Here is a 14,257-nt window from a genome sequence, read left to right as displayed (position 1 = left end):
CGCCACGGGAACGTCACCGTCGCCCCTTCACGGGCCACGTCTCCCGGCCTAAGCTGGAGGACTGCCCACGGAAGGAGTGATCCATGTCTGCCACAGACCCGGAGAACAGCGCACGCGAGGGCGCTCAGGGGAACAGCGCCGAGGACATCGGCCCCGTCGCCGCCCGCGCCCGCGAGCTCGGCACGAAGGACGGCGAGCCCTCGTTCCCCGCGCAGGACCAGGACCCTCCCGGCCTCACGGCCCCGATGGAGCCCGTGCCGGACCACGGCGAGCAGTCCTACGTCGGCCACGACCGGCTCGACGGGCTGGTCGCGCTGATCACCGGAGGAGACTCCGGCATCGGCCGCGCGGTCGCGATCGCCTTCGCCCGCGAGGGCGCCGACGTCGCGCTCTCGTTCATGGACGCCGAGCAGCAGGACGCCGAGGAGACCGCCCGCTGGGTCCAGGACGCGGGCCGACGGGCGCTGCTGCTGCCCGGTGACATCCGCGAGGAGGCCCACGCCCGCTCGCTGGTCACGCGCACCGTCGAGGAGTTCGGACGGCTCGACGTGCTGGTGAACAACGCGGCGTTCCAGTGGGGGCGCGCGGAGCCGCGCGGCATCGAGGGCATCGACTCCGAGCGTCTGCACCGCACCCTGGCCACGAACCTCGAGTCGATGTTCTGGATCACCCAGGAGGCCGTGCCGCACCTGCGGGAGGGCTCCTCGATCATCAACACCACGTCGATCCAGTCCTACGACCCCTCCGTGCCGCTCATGGACTACGCCGCGACGAAGTCCGCGATCAACAACCTCACGGTGAACCTCGCCGCCGACCTGGGCGGCAAGGGGATCCGCGTGAACGCCGTGGCGCCGGGGCCGATCTGGACCCCGCTCAACGTCGCCACCCGAGCGAGCGAGGACTACACGGCCTTCGGCGGCAACACCCCGCTGGGCCGCGCGGGCCAGCCCGCCGAGTGCGCGGGGGCCTACGTGTTCCTCGCGAGCCCGGCCGAGGCCTCGTACGTCTCGGGCACCGTGCTCGGCGTGACCGGAGGACGACCCGTCTTCTGAGGCGTCGACCCGGGGTGCCGCGGATGCGGCGGATGCGGCGGGCTCCCCGGATGCTCCGGCCGCCCGCCCGTCGTGCCCGCGGCGCTCAGATCGCGAGAGCGAGCACGAGGACGAGCGCCGCGAGCAGCGGCAGCGCCCCCTGGCGCACGGCCGCGCCGCGATGCGCGGGGGACGCGAGGCCCAGCACGATCGCCGCGCCGAGCATCGAGCCGGTGCCCGCGAGAGCCAGGGCGGGGCCCACGGAGTGCGCGCCGACGGCGGTCAGCAGCACACCGAGCAGCGCGAGCACACCCAGGAACAGGTTGTAGAAGCCCTGGTTGAAGGCGAGCAGGCGCGTCGCCGCGACCTCCTGCTCGGTCTGCTCCCCGAAGATTCCCTGGGCGCGCTCGCCGCCCCAGGCGAACGACTCGAGCCAGAAGATGAACACGTGCAGCAGCGCCGCGAGCACTGCGAGGACGAGACCGACGACGAGCATGGGGACCTCCGGTGGGGAGCGATGGGGGAGCGATCTTTGAGGAGAGATGCGAGAAGTGACCAGCGAGGCTTTTCTGTAGCGCTTGCTCCACTATAGACTGACGACGGCGCCGCCGAAAGGGTGGGCGTCACGCGGCGCCGCCGGACGAGCGGATGCCGCACGGCCCGTCCGCGCGCCGCCGCAGTCCGATCAGGGAAGGAGCCAGCCGATGGGACGCACCGCCACCTTCGAGACCGTCGAGGTCGTGCGCGCCGCGCGCTCGCTCTTCTGGCGCGAGGGCTTCGAGAGCGCCTCCATGAGTGCGATCCAGCAGGCCACAGGGCTCAACGCCTCGAGCATCTACCACGCCTTCGGGTCCAAGCGCGGACTCTTCGAGGCCGCGATCGCGAACTACCTCGACGAAGTGGTGCGCCCGGGCCTCGCCCCGCTGCTCGCCGAGCACCCGAGCCCCCGCGCGCTCGCCGACTACCTCGGCTCCGCCGCCCGACTGCTGGGCGAGGACGGCGCAGAGGGGGAGGAGCAGTCCCTGCCCGACGGCTGCCTGCTCGTGAACTCCGCCTGCGCGGGCATCGGCCGCGAAGAGGCCGTGCGCGACGTCATCGCCTCCTACCGCGCCGAGCTCGTGCGCGCCTTCGGCGCCGGCGTCGCCGCCCGCTTCCCCGAGGCCTCCGCCGCCGAGCGCGGGCGTCTCACCGAGACCAGCGTCTCCGCGCTCCTCGCGGCCCTGGTCATGAGCCGGATCGACCGGAGCGCCGCGCGCAGCTCCCTCGAAGCGGCCCGCACACCCCTGCTCGCGCCGGCCGGCTGAGCCCAGCGCTCGTCGGCCCGACCCCGCAGGTCCACCGCAGCACCCGACGGAAGGAATCCACCATGAAGCCCCTCTACTCCACCGAGGCGCTCGCCACCGGCGCCGGCCGCGACGGGCACGTCGAGGTCTCCGGATCGGACCTCGCCTTCGACATGGCCGTCCCGACGGCCATGGGCGGCTCCGGGAAGGGCGCGAACCCCGAGCAGCTCTTCGCTGCCGGCTACGCCGCCTGCTACCACTCGGCGCTGCAGGCCGTGGCCCGCCAGCAGAAGGTCTCGATCGAGGGCTCGAGCGTCGGCGCCCGCGTGAGCATCGGCAGCAACGACGAGGGCGGCTTCGCCCTCGCCGTCGACCTCGAGGTCGTCATCCCCGAGCTCGACCACGACGCCGCGCAGTCCCTCGCCGACGCCGCGCACCAGGTGTGCCCGTACTCCAACGCCACCCGCGGGAACATCCCCGTGAACGTCACCGTCGCCGACGACTGATCCTCGCCGCGCATGCGAAGAGCCCGCCGGGAGGATTCTCCCGGCGGGCTCTTCCGTGTCTGGTGGGTCGGCGTGCGATGGTCTGCGCACGCCGATCGCGATCAGGGGCGCAGCAGCACCTTGCCAACGCGGCCGGCGTCGAAGTTCGCGGCGGACGCCTCGCGCACGTCCTCGAGCGAGTAGGTCGCGGCGACCGGCAGGGTCACCGACCCGTCGAGCAGGCGGGTGATGATCTCGCGGAACAGCTCGGCGCGCTGATCGGCCGGCATGTCCTTGGAGACCTGGGCGCCCCAGAAGCCCTCGATGTGCAGGTCGCGGAAGATCACCGGGCCCGAGGGGATCGACATGACCGGGGCGGCCATGGCCCCGAAGACGACGAGGCGTCCGCCGTCGGCCAGCAGCGAGAGCACCTGGCCCGCGGCCTCTCTTCCCACGGAGTCGATCCCGACGGGGGCGGTGGAATCGCCGATGAGCGCGCGGGCGCGGTCCTCCCAGCCGTCCTCGTCGGTCGCGACGACGCCCGTGATGCCCTGGGCGGCGAGCTCCTCGACCCCCGCCGAGCGGCGCACGAGACCCACCACGTTGATGCCCCGGGCGCGGGCGAACTGCGCGACCAGGCGGCCCACGGCGCCGTTGGCGGCGTTCTGCACCAGGGTCTGCCCGGGCTCGAGGTCCAGGCGCTCCAGCAGCGAGATCGCGCTGAAGGGCATCGCGGCGAGCTGCGCGGCGACCTCGTCGGGCAGGTTCTCCGGCACCGGGATCAGCGAGGCGGCCGGCGCCGTGAAGCGCTCCGCCCAGACGCCCAGCTGCGAGGTCGCGACCACGCGCTGGCCGGTGACCAGCTGGCTGACGCCCTCGCCGAGCTGCTCGACGACGCCGACGGCCTCGGTGCCGGCCCGCGCGGGCAGCTCCGGCTTCACGCCGTAGGTGCCGCGCACGGTCCACAGGTCATGGTTGTGGATGGGGCTGAGCACCATGCGCACGAGCACCTCGCCGGGACCGGGCGAGGGCTCGGCGACCTCGGTGACGTCGAGGACGTCGGTGGGCTCTCCGAAGGACTGATGGGTGACGGCGCGCATGGCGGACCTCCTGGAACGGTGGGTGGCGACGGCGCGGGGAGCTCCGGTGCGACGACGCGATGCGACGTCCGGGGTTCGGCGAAGACCACCCTGTAGTGAAATGACCATTCCACTATAGGGCGCTGGGTCGTTCGGTGGCTGTCGACGAGCTGTGAGGTCCGTCAGAGACGGCAGCGCGCCCCGGGATTCCCGGGGCGCGCTGCGTGGGCTGGGGCCTGAGGTCTGGGGCACCTGGGCCTGGGGCCCGGCTTCGATGTCGCTGGGTGAGGTCTCAACGCCTCTATGGCCTTAAGACCTCACCCAGCGACATCGAAGGGCCCGCCGTCCTCGGCCGCACCGCCCTCAGGTACCACCGCCCTCAGGCACCGCCCTCAGGCGTCGGCCGAGGCGCTCTCGTGCGCGCGCTGAGCCTCGCGGGCCACGCGCACCATCTCCTCGCGGGGCACGACCTTCACGCGCGGGCGCGGATTGCCCTCGCTGTCCTGGACTGCCGCGCCCAGGCCGATCTCGTGCTCCTCGAGGGCGGTCCAGCCCTGCCAGGTCGTGAACTCCACGCCCTTGTCCTCGAGCAGGCGCAGGATCGAGTCGGGGTCGCGGTCCGGGGCGCTCGGGATGCGGTCGGCCTCGAGGTCCTCGAGCAGGCTCGCGACGGTCTCCGCGGCGTCGGACTTCGTGGCGCCGATGAGGCCGACGGGCCCGCGCTTGATCCAGCCGTTGGCGAAGAGGCCGGGGATGACCTCGCCGTCGGCCTCGGTGACGCGGCCGGCCTCGTTGTGGATGACGCCGCGGGACTCGTCGTAGGGGACGCCGGGCAGCTCGGAGCCGAAGTAGCCGATCGCGCGGTAGACGGCCTGCAGGTCGTAGTCGACGAGCTCGCCGGTGCCCTCCATGCCGCCCTCGGCATCCAGACGGGTGCGCTCGAAGCGCATGCCGGTGACGCGGCCGTCCTCGCCGAGGACCTCGACGGGCTTGTGCCAGAAGTGCAGGTGCAGGCGGCGCTGCACGGGGCCGCCGTGGGCGTCCGTGGGCTCCTCGCCCTTCGCCTCGCGCTCCTGCTGGGCGTGCAGCCAGCCCTCGAAGGTCGCATAGACCTGCTCGCGGCGGCGGTCGGCGCGGATGGCCTCGCGCTCCTCGGGGGTGATCATCGCGAAGTCGGCCGGGTCCATGACGATCTGCACGCCGTGGGGGTGGGCGAGCTCGCGGGTCTCCAGCGGCGTGAACTTCGACTGCGCGGGCCCGCGGCGGCCGAACACGTGCACGTCGGTGGTGCGCGCGGAGGTCAGGCCCTCGTAGACGTTCTCGGGGATCTCGGTGCGCAGCAGCTCGTCGGCCGACTTCGAGAGCATCCGGGCCGCGTCCAGCGCCACGTTGCCGTTGCCGATCATGGCGACCTGCTCGGCCTCCAGGGGCCAGGTGCGCGGGTAGTCGGGGTTGCCGTCGTACCAGGCCACGAAGTCGGCGGCGCCGTAGGAGCCCTCGAGGTCGATGCCGGGGATGTTCAGCTCGGCGTCCTTGAGGGCGCCGGTCGCGAAGATGACGGCGTCGTAGCGCTCGCGCAGCTCGGCGGCGGTGAGGTCGGTGCCGAAGTCGACGTCGCCCAGGAAGCGGATGTCCCCGCGGTCCAGGATGCGGTGCAGGGCGGTGATGATGCCCTTGATGCGCGGGTGGTCGGGGGCGACGCCGTACCGGATCAGCCCGAAGGGCGTCGGCAGAGCGTCGAAGAGGTCGCACTGGACCTCGAGCTCGCCGGACTTCACCTGCGGTGAGCGCAGCAGCGTCTCGGCGGCGTAGACGCCCGCGGGACCGGAGCCGATCACGGCGAGTCGAAGGGGCTGGGCGGAAGGCTGGTTCGTGGTCATCGCACCTCGGGTTCCCGGGGCGAGCGCCCGCGGGCGCTGCACGCGTCCGGCGAGAGCGGCGTCGCCGTTGGTCTCGATTTACGCACCAGCCTATACGCGAAAATCACTGACCTGCAGACCCCGGGGGCCCGGAGCAAGCGGGATCACGCTCCGGGCCCCCGGGGGACGCATCGGGGCGACGGACCGGCCGACGGGTCGGGGCCGACGGACCGGCCGACGGCCGACGGGCCCGTCGGCCCGACGCGCTCAGACGTCGGCGAGCAACGCCTGGATGCCGGCCTCGTCGAGAGCGGGCTGGTCGGCGTCGAGATCCTGGACCGGCAGCGGGCAGTCGCCGAGGTCGTGGATCGGGAGGCGGGCGCCGCCCTCGCGCATCGACTGGTGGGCGATGATCCCGGGCAGGGTGTAGCGGGCCGCCTGCCAGGCGTTGACCATCGGCTGCTTCCCGTTCGCCACCGCGCGCGCGAAGTCGTCGACGAGGAAGTGGTGGGCTCCCTCGTGTCCGTTGGGCTTGCCCTGGAACTCCGAGGGCAGGCGGTCCTGGTGGTGGGAGCGGGCCGCGCCCGCGACGAAGGCGTCGCGCAGGGTGGGGGAGACGTCCTTCAGGCGGGGATCGTCCAGGCTCATGGTCGACGAGGTGCTGATGAGGTCGGTGACCTCGAGGACCGTCTTCTTGTCGTGCCAGTAGGTGACGTCCACGGTCTCCTCGAAGCTGCTGGTCTCGCCGAAGAAGCGGAAGCGGGACTCGCGCTTGTGGCTGGGGTAGCCCACGCGGCGCAGCTCGTTGGTGCGGAAGGCGCCGCCGTTGTCCATCTCGAACAGGGCGAAGGCGTTGGAGACGTCGTTGTCGAACATCGAGACGTCCTTGTCGAAGACGCCGTCGCCGCGGGTGTCGGGCCGGCCGAGCGCCGAGACCGAGACCGCGTGGCGGTCCTCGAGCACGCCCAGGATCCCGCCGATCGAGTGCGTGGGGTAGAGCAGGGGCGGGTAGGAGGCGGTCGACTTCCAGGCATCGCCGCCGGAGTACTTGTAGGCGTCGTAGAAGCCCAGGTCCATGTCGTGGACGTAGTCGCCCTCGGCGTAGAAGACCTCGCCGAAGGCGCCCGAGCGCTCGATCCGACGGGCCAGCACCACGGCGGCGTTGTACTGGCTGGTCTCGCCCATCATGTAGACCAGGCCCGTCTCCTGCACGAGGCGGGTGATCTCGCGGATCTCCTCCTCCTCGATCGCCATGGGCACCGCCGAGTACACGTGCTTGCCGGCCTGCAGCGCCTGGATCGCGATCCGCCCGTGCGTCCAGCGCTGGGTGAAGATCGCGACCGCGTCGACGTCGGAGGCCAGCAGCTCCTCGACGCTCGAGAAGCGTCCGGCGAAGTGCACGGGGTTCTGCTCGCGCTGCTCGATCGCGTCGATGCGCTCGGGCACCGAGTCCACGGCATAGACCGCGGAGATGTCGGGGTGGGCGCTGAAGAGCTCGGCGAAGTGGGTGCCGAACTGGCCGATGCCCACGATGCCCAGGGTGAACGACATATTTCCTCCTTGAAACAAAGTGTGGGTCACACAGTAGCGCGCACAGTGCGCACGCGGAAGGAGGAATCGAGGGACGGAAACCGACGGGACCGTGGCCGGCGCTCGAAGGCCGGCCGTCGGCCCGGATCCCGGGTGCGGATCCCGGGATCTGGTCCGGGGGATCTGGTCCCGGGCTCGGCGCCCGGGGTCAGGAGCCGGTCGTGACCGGCGCGCCCTCGGAGGGCTGGACCACGACGAAGCCCGGGCCGTGGAAGCCCAGCTGGAAGGACTCGCCGGAGCCGCGGCCGATGAGCGAGCCCATCTTGAAGTCGTTCTTGATCTGCGGGGTGAGGTTCGCCGACCAGCACACCGCCGCCTGCGGGTCCACGTAGGTGGGCTGCTGCGAGCAGTCCAGCAGCATCGGCGGGCCGTCGGACGTCACGGCGACCAGGCCCTGCCCCTGCAGGAACAGGTTGAACAGGCCGCCGGCCATGAAGCCCGCGCCGCCCGTGCCCCGGATGTCCCACTGGATCGAGGAGTCGAAGGCCAGCAGGTTGCGGGTGTTCAGGGTGAGCGCGTCGCCCTCGAGCTGGATCAGGAAGATCTCGTCGGCCCGACGGGCGAAGAACACCTCGCCCTGGCCGCGCACGCGCATGAGGTTCCCGCCCTCGCCCGTGGTCATCTTCTTCAGCAGCTTCATGCCGCCGCCGGAGCCCTGGTACGAGAAGTCCATCTGCCCCTGGTAGGCGACCATCACGCCCTGGGCGGCGATGATCTCAGGGGACTGCGGCTGCAGAGCGCAGCGCAGCATCTTGGAGGACTGCAGGACCCAGCGCTCCTGGGTCTGCTTCTCCTGGTTCGAGGCGTCGAAGAGCGTGCTGCGCATGTGCGGTGTCCTTGTCTGGCGGTGTCCGGCGAGCGGGTCGTGGGGCCGGTCAGGTCGGGCATTCCGGGAGATCGTCTCACGGTCGCGTGGCCGGGGTCACTGGTCGGGCGAGGGGCCGGAGCGGTCGGCAGGTCGGGCCGACGGGTCGGTGGGCCGGGCCGGCCAGCCGACCGGCCCGGCCGTCACGTCGCCAGGGCGCCCTCCCGGGCGAGCTGGTCCTGGAGGGAGCCGGGGAGCACCCAGAGCCGGTAGCCGTAGCTCGAGCCGCCGGTGACCGGTCGGGCGCCCAGGTCCTTCATCGTCGACCCGTTCTTGCAGGAGATGACGAGCTCGGTCGTGAAGGGCCGGCCCTTCGACGGATCGGCGATGCTCACGGTGCGCGGCGAGAACCAGAAGCCCGACCAGTTGAGGATCTCGGCCCTGTTCAGGCCGGAGCTCGCGCACGAGAGGTCGACGTCCACCGGCAGCGGGCCCGTGTCCCCGCTCGCGGCATCCGCCCTCTCGAGGCTCGCACCCACCTTGGCCGGCACGCGCCGTTGCTGATCCTGGTTCGCGTTCAGGGACATCACGGCGGCCCCGACGAGCAGCAGAGCCACGGCAGTGCGCGGGAAGCGCCGCAGCACGAACAGCGCGGCCAGGGCGATCGCCGTCGCCAGCGAAGCCCATATCCAGAAGCGGTTCGCGTTGTCGAGCGACGGCGTCAGCGGACGATGGAAGGGATGCTCGGGGAACATGCCCTGCCAGCTGTTCACGGCCGCCGTGTTCGTCCCCAGCCCGTACCACATGGGCACGTGCGGGGCGACCTTCAGCACCACGGCAGCGGCCCCCAGCACGAACACCACCAGGGCGATGCCGATCATCGGGGCGCTCATCCGGCGCAGCAGCGCCGCCGCGGCCACGATCACGACCAGCGCCGCGACCTGGTCGATGTAGCGCGAATAGAGCCAGGCCTCGAGGCCGTGGAAGCTCTTCCCCCACAGCGCCTCGGGCTGGTACCACCACACCACGCTCATGGCGACGGTGCTCGCGGTGAGTCCGAACAGGAACGCCCCCGGCCCCAGGCGCAGGGTGCGCAGCTCCCGCAGCGTCCACACCACGATCACCACGGACCCCAGGGCGAACAGGCCCGCGGTGCCCACGACCTGCGCCCAGCTCTGGCCCGCCAGGAGCTTCGCGAGCGCCTCGGGCTGGGCGTGGAGGATCGCCTGCATGGCCAGGTCCGTCTTGCTGCTGCCGGTCAGCAGCATGCGGTGGTTGATGGCCGAGGCGATGCGGTCCACGATCCACCAGGACGCGACCAGCGCGAGCACGCCCACGAGCGCCTTCGCGACGCTGCGACGGGTGAAGAACAGCAGCCAGACCACGGCCGTGAGCACGAGCGCGAGCGCGCGCGTGTGCGTGAGGTAGGCGGCGGCGATCGCGCCGACGAACAGCGCCAGGCGCCACCACGTCGGCCGCTTCCAGAGCACGAGCATTCCCAGCGCCGCCCATGCGTAGCAGAACATCAGCAGCGGCTCGCTCATGGCGTAGTCGGCGGGCTCGATCCTCCCGGGCATGCACATGGCCAGGCCGGCGACCGCGATCGCCTGCGGGGTGCTCATGCCCAGGTGGCGGCCGGCGAGGGCCAGCGGGAGGATCGTCGCGACCCCGATGACGTTGCTCAGCACGATCGCGGCGCGGTACACCGTCGCCGGGTCGTGCGTGAACCACCAGATGGGCGTCATGAGGATCGCCCACCCCGGGTAGTAGCCGCTCCCGGAGAGCTTGGGGACGTCGTGGTCACCCGAGAGCATCCGCGCGATCTGCAGCGGATGGATCTCGTCCCACGGGGTGCGCGGCGCCACCGCGCTCTGCGCGACCACCACGTGCAGGGTGATGCAGAGCACCACGGCAGCCCCCGCGAGCGCCCACCACAGGGAGGCCCCGACGGCCGAGCCCGACCTGACGTCGGCCCCGGCCCCGGTCCCCGCGCCGACCTTCTCCTCGGTGCCGGTCTTCTCCCCGGCGCCGCCCCCGGTTCCGACCTTCGCGTCGGCCGCGACCTCGGCTCCGGCCTCGCGCGAGCGTCGCAGGGCGGTGGGAGGGAGCGCGATCTCCGGGGAGCGCACGGCAGCGGGTGAGGACACGGTGACGAACCTCCGACGACGGGGAGACGGGACGGGTGCGGCTGCCCGGAAGGAGCAGGGGCATCAGCGGCGCGGATGGGAGGGCCCGTGAGGCACGGCTGAGGCACGAGAGCCTGCCCCGACCCGGCTCGCGATCCCCCACGAGGCCGGGTGCGGCGTCCCTGCGCGGGACGCCGTGCCACCACCGGGCCGACCATCCGCGACCCGCCGTCGTGAGAATAGCCCGGGCGGCGCCGGCGTCCTGGGAGAGATCGCGCCGTCGCCGCGCGACGCACCAGGACAGCGCCCCGATGCGCGGGAAGCTTCATGCGGAGTTCATCGGGCCGACGCCCGGCGTTGACCGAGCGTCGGACGGGATGCGACATGGGGCACGACGAAGCCGGGCCGCCGCGGCCCGGAAGCGCCGCAGGAGCCGCGCGGAAGCGCCGCGGAAGCGGCGCAGAACAGGACAAGTGGGGCGCCTTCGCTGCGACTTCCGCGGGACGACGGCCGTGTCCTCCCCGCTCGTGGCCTGCGTTCCTGGACAATGGTCCGCAGGCACGGACGAGGGGAGTGGCCGGAGTGGAGCGCGCACTGCGAGGTGTCCAGAAGTTCGGCGCCGTCGCCGTCCCGATCCTGGTGGTCTGCGCCCTCACGGTGTGCGCGACGATGGGCTGGATCGCGCGCCATCCCTTCGATGACCAGGGCGAGCACCTGCTGTTCCTGAGCGCCTTCGACGCTCACACGAAGCTCGTCGTGGGCCTGCTGATCTACACCGCGGTCATGTACGCCGCGCTGCTCACCGTCGTCGGCGGCCTCCTGCGCTTCACGCTCGCGCGTGCCGAGGAGCGCGCGGGCGAGCCGACGGGGTCCTCCCGTCGGCCCTCCCGGATCGCACGGGCCGCCCGCTGGCTGCTGGGCAACTGGTGGCGCCTCGCCCTGCTGCTGCTCGTGATCTGGTCACCCGTTCTGCTGGGCGAGGTGCTCGGCGGGGGCGGCGCATGGGCGGACAGCGACCTCCGGGCCGGCTCCCTGCGCGGCGAGGGCATGTCCGGCCACCGCAGTCCGCTCGTGATCGTCGCTTTCGAATGCGTGCTCGCCATCGGCCGTCTCCTCACCGGGGGCATCGGGGCGGGCCTCGGCGTCCTGGTCCTGGTCCAGCTGGCCGTCGTGCTCGCGGCCCTCGGCCGGGCGGCGGCGCTGCTCGGGCGCTGGGTGCGCAGCGACGGGCTCTGCGCCCTCGCGCTCGCGGTGCTCGTGATCGGCGGTGTCCCGATCGCGCTCTGGTCCCTGTCGCTCTCTCCCGCAGCGGTCGGCGCGGCATCCCTGTGCTGGTTCCTCGCGCTCGGCCTCGACCACGTCCACTCGCGCGAACAGATCCGCGGCGGACGCGTGCTCGAGTGGGCTCTCGCCGCCCTGCTCCTGCTCAGCTGCTCCGCGCTCGCGGTGCCCCTGGTGATCGTGATGCTGGTGATGGCGGTGATCGTGCGCCGCGGCCGCGAGGCCTGGCGCGCGGCGCTGGTCGCGCTCGTCGTGCCGCTGCTCGTGGTCCTGGTGGGCACGCGCCTGGGGGCCTCCCAGGGGATGCTGGGCACGGAGGACCCGGTCGCCCAGCACGGGCTGCAGGCGCAGAGCATCGCCCTCGCGCTGGGCGAGGACCCCGACGCGCTGTCCGCGGAGGACACCGACGCGCTCGGGAAGATCTTCGACGTCGACGCCCTGCCCGACCGCTACGCGCCCGGCGCTCCCGCGAGACTCCTCGAGGCGGAGAACGACACGGTCAGCGCGGCGCAGGCGGAGCAGCTCCCGAGCATCTGGTGGCACCTCGCCCAGAACCGTCCCGGACTCGCCGCCGACGGGATCCTGCTGGAGGTCGCCGACACCTTCGACCCCTTCGCCCACGGCAGGCAGAACCTGCCGGGCTCCGCGGACGACGGAGCGCCCGGCGCGGTCGGCTCGGTCCTCGACGGGACCCCGGGCCTGCGGCTGCTCGTCGAGTCGCCGCTGCGGGTCGTGGCCGTGCTGCTGCTGGGCGTGATCGCGGTCGCCCTGCGCCGCCCCGGCGTCTGGTTCTGGGCGGTGCCGATCGGCGTGCTGACCGTGGCGCTCGCCCTCATGCCGGCCGACGCCTCCGGCGGCGCCGCGCTCGTGATCGGCTGCTTCCTCCCCTTCGCGCTGCTCGCGCTGTCGGCGAGCAGGGAGCTCGTCGAGGTCGGCTCGCCCGACGGCGCGGTGCGCAGGATCCGCCGGGTCACCCGGCGGCGCAGCGCGCCGGGCCGGGGAGCCGACGGCAGGGCGACTGGCCGGGTCGATGGCGCGGCCGGTGGCGGGGCGACGGGTCAGGCCGACGGCAGGGCTGATGGCTGGGACGACGGCAGGGGCGACGGCTGGGGCGATGCCGAGGGCGGTGTGGCCGACGCCAGGAACGGACGAGCCGCCGACTCCAGGGCCGGCGGCTCGGCCGACGCCAGGGCCGACGGCCGGGAGGACAGCGGGGCCGGTGACCTCAGCTGGATCGGCGTGACCAGCTCGCCGCGCGACGGCGGTCCCCAGGGCCGCCACCAGCGGTCCGCCGAGGCCGAGAAGGAGGGCCGCTACGGACCGGTGCGCAGCCTGCCCCAGCGCCCCCTCGCGCCGCCCAAGGGCCTCCACAGGAAGCCCCCGCGGCGGTGAGCCCGCGGCGCTCCCGTCGAGTCGCTGATCCCGGGCGCTGACTTCCGCGCCGATCTGCTGGACCCCGCGCCGCTGCGCGGGTCGCGTGGAGACTCAGCCTCGCCGCGAACGACGCTGCCACCAGCGTCGACGCGAGGTGGGGTCGTGGTCGGAGGAGTTCGAGGAGTTCGAGGAGCCCGAGGAGTTCGTGGAGTCCGGGGAACCTGGGGAGCCCGCCGGGCCCGCTGAAGTCGGCGAGCTGCCGCCGCTCGACTGCTCTGCGTCGCTCGGCTCGTCCTCCGATGTGACCTTCGGGCCGTCGCCTGCCGGGCGCGCGGCCGTGTCGGCGGCACCGTCGTCCTCCTCGATCCAGACGTCGGTCCAACCGATGTCGGACTCGTCGTGCGGACGGAAGGGACGGCGCTCGCCGATCTCCTCGGTGACGTCCTCGAGGTGGATCTCCCGGGGTGGACGCACCTCTTCACCGCGATGCGGCACCGGGCACGTCCAGAAGTACGGGCAGCCGGGACATCCGGCGAGCTCCGCGTCCGGCGCGACCTCCCGCTGGACCTGCACCTGGTCCTGCGCCTGCAGGATCCGCTGGCGGGTGTCGTACGGGTTGATGTCCACCGGTGAAGGCTACGCGTACCGGCTCCGCAAGCAGCGGTGACGGCGACGCCGCGCGGCGATGGTCACTCGCTGGACCCGGAACGGGAGGACGGGAGGGATGGCATGTCTGCCGACGTCGACGGGAAGGGGCATCCCAGAACGACGGCACGGGACGCGGCAGCACGTGATGCGCCCCGAACGTCGCTGAGGCCCCGGTGTTGGCCCGAACAGTGCTTGGGAACCGGAGCTGGCCCGAACAGTGCTGCGCAACGGTCGTTATGGGCGCTCAGAACGACAACTACGTAGCATTCAACGGTCCGGCCAGCCCGAGATCGGCCCGAAAGGTGCTGCGGACCGGGTGCTGGCTCGAACAGTGCTGCGTACCGGTCGTTATGAGTGCTCAGAACGACAACTACGTAGCACTCAACGCTTTTCCTTGTAACCCCACGGCCCCAGCGTGCGAGCCGACGCCGGGCGGGGGCAGGGCCGGGGAGCGGGCGCCGTGCATCCGGGTGCCGAGCACCTGGGCGGCGGACACTCCGGCAGGATTCGAACCTGCGACACGCTCCTTATGGGGGAGCTGCTCTACCGGGCTGAGCTACGGAGCGGTACGGCCTGCACGCCGAGAACTCGTGTCGAGGTCGACGAGGGATCCCGGCAAGGCGACCGACGCGCGGGATCGACGTCGGCGGCCATGCGCGCCATCCCCGAGGACGACGCGCATCCATGGTGCGCAGG

At 72.4% G+C, this 14,257-nt stretch carries 11 protein-coding genes and 1 tRNA gene; 4 read left to right on the top strand and 8 right to left on the bottom strand.

Annotation, left to right across the window (positions count from 1 at the left end; translation table 11 throughout):
- The first annotated feature begins 83 nt into the window (after positions 1-83).
- The gene (locus M4486_RS10800) at positions 84-1,052 is read left to right on the top strand and encodes an SDR family oxidoreductase (RefSeq protein WP_249477158.1); all 969 of its coding nucleotides are present in this window, start codon (positions 84-86) and stop codon (positions 1,050-1,052) included.
- An 85-nt stretch (positions 1,053-1,137) separates the two neighbouring features.
- Here M4486_RS10800 and M4486_RS10795 read toward each other — a convergent pair whose 3' ends face one another.
- Complete coding sequence (locus tag M4486_RS10795; RefSeq protein ID WP_249477157.1) at positions 1,138-1,527, bottom strand: DUF1304 family protein; 390 nt, start codon at positions 1,525-1,527, stop codon at positions 1,138-1,140.
- A 208-nt stretch (positions 1,528-1,735) separates the two neighbouring features.
- Between M4486_RS10795 and M4486_RS10790 the strand changes: the two genes are divergently transcribed.
- Together M4486_RS10790 and M4486_RS10785 are read left to right on the top strand one after the other, a co-directional pair.
- On the top strand, positions 1,736-2,335 hold the full coding sequence (locus tag M4486_RS10790; protein WP_249477156.1) for a TetR/AcrR family transcriptional regulator: 600 nt from the start codon (positions 1,736-1,738) through the stop codon (positions 2,333-2,335).
- Between the two features lie 62 nt (positions 2,336-2,397).
- Positions 2,398-2,820, top strand: coding sequence for an organic hydroperoxide resistance protein (locus tag M4486_RS10785; RefSeq protein ID WP_249477154.1), 423 nt, complete (start codon positions 2,398-2,400; stop codon positions 2,818-2,820).
- A 101-nt stretch (positions 2,821-2,921) separates the two neighbouring features.
- Here the strand turns inward: M4486_RS10785 and M4486_RS10780 are convergent, their stop codons facing one another.
- The 5 genes from M4486_RS10780 to M4486_RS10760 all read right to left on the bottom strand — a co-directional run bounded on the left by M4486_RS10780 (position 2,922) and on the right by M4486_RS10760 (position 10,279).
- A complete protein-coding gene (locus M4486_RS10780) occupies positions 2,922-3,899 on the bottom strand; it encodes a zinc-binding dehydrogenase (RefSeq protein ID WP_249477153.1) in 978 nt (325 codons plus the stop codon).
- Between the two features lie 371 nt (positions 3,900-4,270).
- Positions 4,271-5,758 (bottom strand): FAD-dependent oxidoreductase, encoded by a 1,488-nt coding sequence (locus tag M4486_RS10775; protein WP_249477151.1) that lies wholly within the window; start codon positions 5,756-5,758, stop codon positions 4,271-4,273.
- Between the two features lie 246 nt (positions 5,759-6,004).
- A complete protein-coding gene (locus M4486_RS10770; protein ID WP_249477149.1) occupies positions 6,005-7,288 on the bottom strand; it encodes a Gfo/Idh/MocA family protein in 1,284 nt (427 codons plus the stop codon).
- Positions 7,289-7,475: 187 nt separating this feature from the next.
- Positions 7,476-8,153: an AIM24 family protein gene (locus M4486_RS10765; protein ID WP_228359320.1), complete on the bottom strand. Its 678-nt coding sequence runs from the start codon at positions 8,151-8,153 to the stop codon at positions 7,476-7,478.
- Between the two features lie 182 nt (positions 8,154-8,335).
- Complete coding sequence (locus tag M4486_RS10760) at positions 8,336-10,279, bottom strand: hypothetical protein (protein WP_249477147.1); 1,944 nt, start codon at positions 10,277-10,279, stop codon at positions 8,336-8,338.
- A 561-nt stretch (positions 10,280-10,840) separates the two neighbouring features.
- Here M4486_RS10760 and M4486_RS10755 point away from each other — a divergent pair.
- Positions 10,841-12,931, top strand: a complete 2,091-nt coding sequence (locus tag M4486_RS10755; RefSeq protein WP_249477145.1) for a DUF6020 family protein — start codon at positions 10,841-10,843, stop codon at positions 12,929-12,931.
- A gap of 93 nt (positions 12,932-13,024) precedes the next feature.
- Here the strand turns inward: M4486_RS10755 and M4486_RS10750 are convergent, their stop codons facing one another.
- Both M4486_RS10750 and M4486_RS10745 read right to left on the bottom strand, forming a co-directional pair.
- Positions 13,025-13,540, bottom strand: a complete 516-nt coding sequence (locus M4486_RS10750; RefSeq protein WP_249477142.1) for a hypothetical protein — start codon at positions 13,538-13,540, stop codon at positions 13,025-13,027.
- A 513-nt stretch (positions 13,541-14,053) separates the two neighbouring features.
- Positions 14,054-14,127, bottom strand: a tRNA-Met gene (locus M4486_RS10745).
- Positions 14,128-14,257 lie beyond the last annotated feature (130 nt).

Source organism: Brachybacterium kimchii, from assembly GCF_023373525.1.
GTDB lineage: Bacteria > Actinomycetota > Actinomycetes > Actinomycetales > Dermabacteraceae > Brachybacterium > Brachybacterium kimchii.
The sequence above is the reverse complement of the archived record's forward strand: the minus strand, read 5'-3'. Positions and strand labels throughout refer to the sequence as shown.

Coding starts and splice junctions, on each gene's coding strand:
- M4486_RS10800 (WP_249477158.1), top strand. CDS start 84: ATGTCTGCCACAGACCCGGAGAACAGCGCACGCGAGGGCGCTCAGGGG.
- M4486_RS10795 (WP_249477157.1), bottom strand. CDS start 1,527: ATGCTCGTCGTCGGTCTCGTCCTCGCAGTGCTCGCGGCGCTGCTGCAC.
- M4486_RS10790 (WP_249477156.1), top strand. CDS start 1,736: ATGGGACGCACCGCCACCTTCGAGACCGTCGAGGTCGTGCGCGCCGCG.
- M4486_RS10785 (WP_249477154.1), top strand. CDS start 2,398: ATGAAGCCCCTCTACTCCACCGAGGCGCTCGCCACCGGCGCCGGCCGC.
- M4486_RS10780 (WP_249477153.1), bottom strand. CDS start 3,899: ATGCGCGCCGTCACCCATCAGTCCTTCGGAGAGCCCACCGACGTCCTC.
- M4486_RS10775 (WP_249477151.1), bottom strand. CDS start 5,758: ATGACCACGAACCAGCCTTCCGCCCAGCCCCTTCGACTCGCCGTGATC.
- M4486_RS10770 (WP_249477149.1), bottom strand. CDS start 7,288: ATGTCGTTCACCCTGGGCATCGTGGGCATCGGCCAGTTCGGCACCCAC.
- M4486_RS10765 (WP_228359320.1), bottom strand. CDS start 8,153: ATGCGCAGCACGCTCTTCGACGCCTCGAACCAGGAGAAGCAGACCCAG.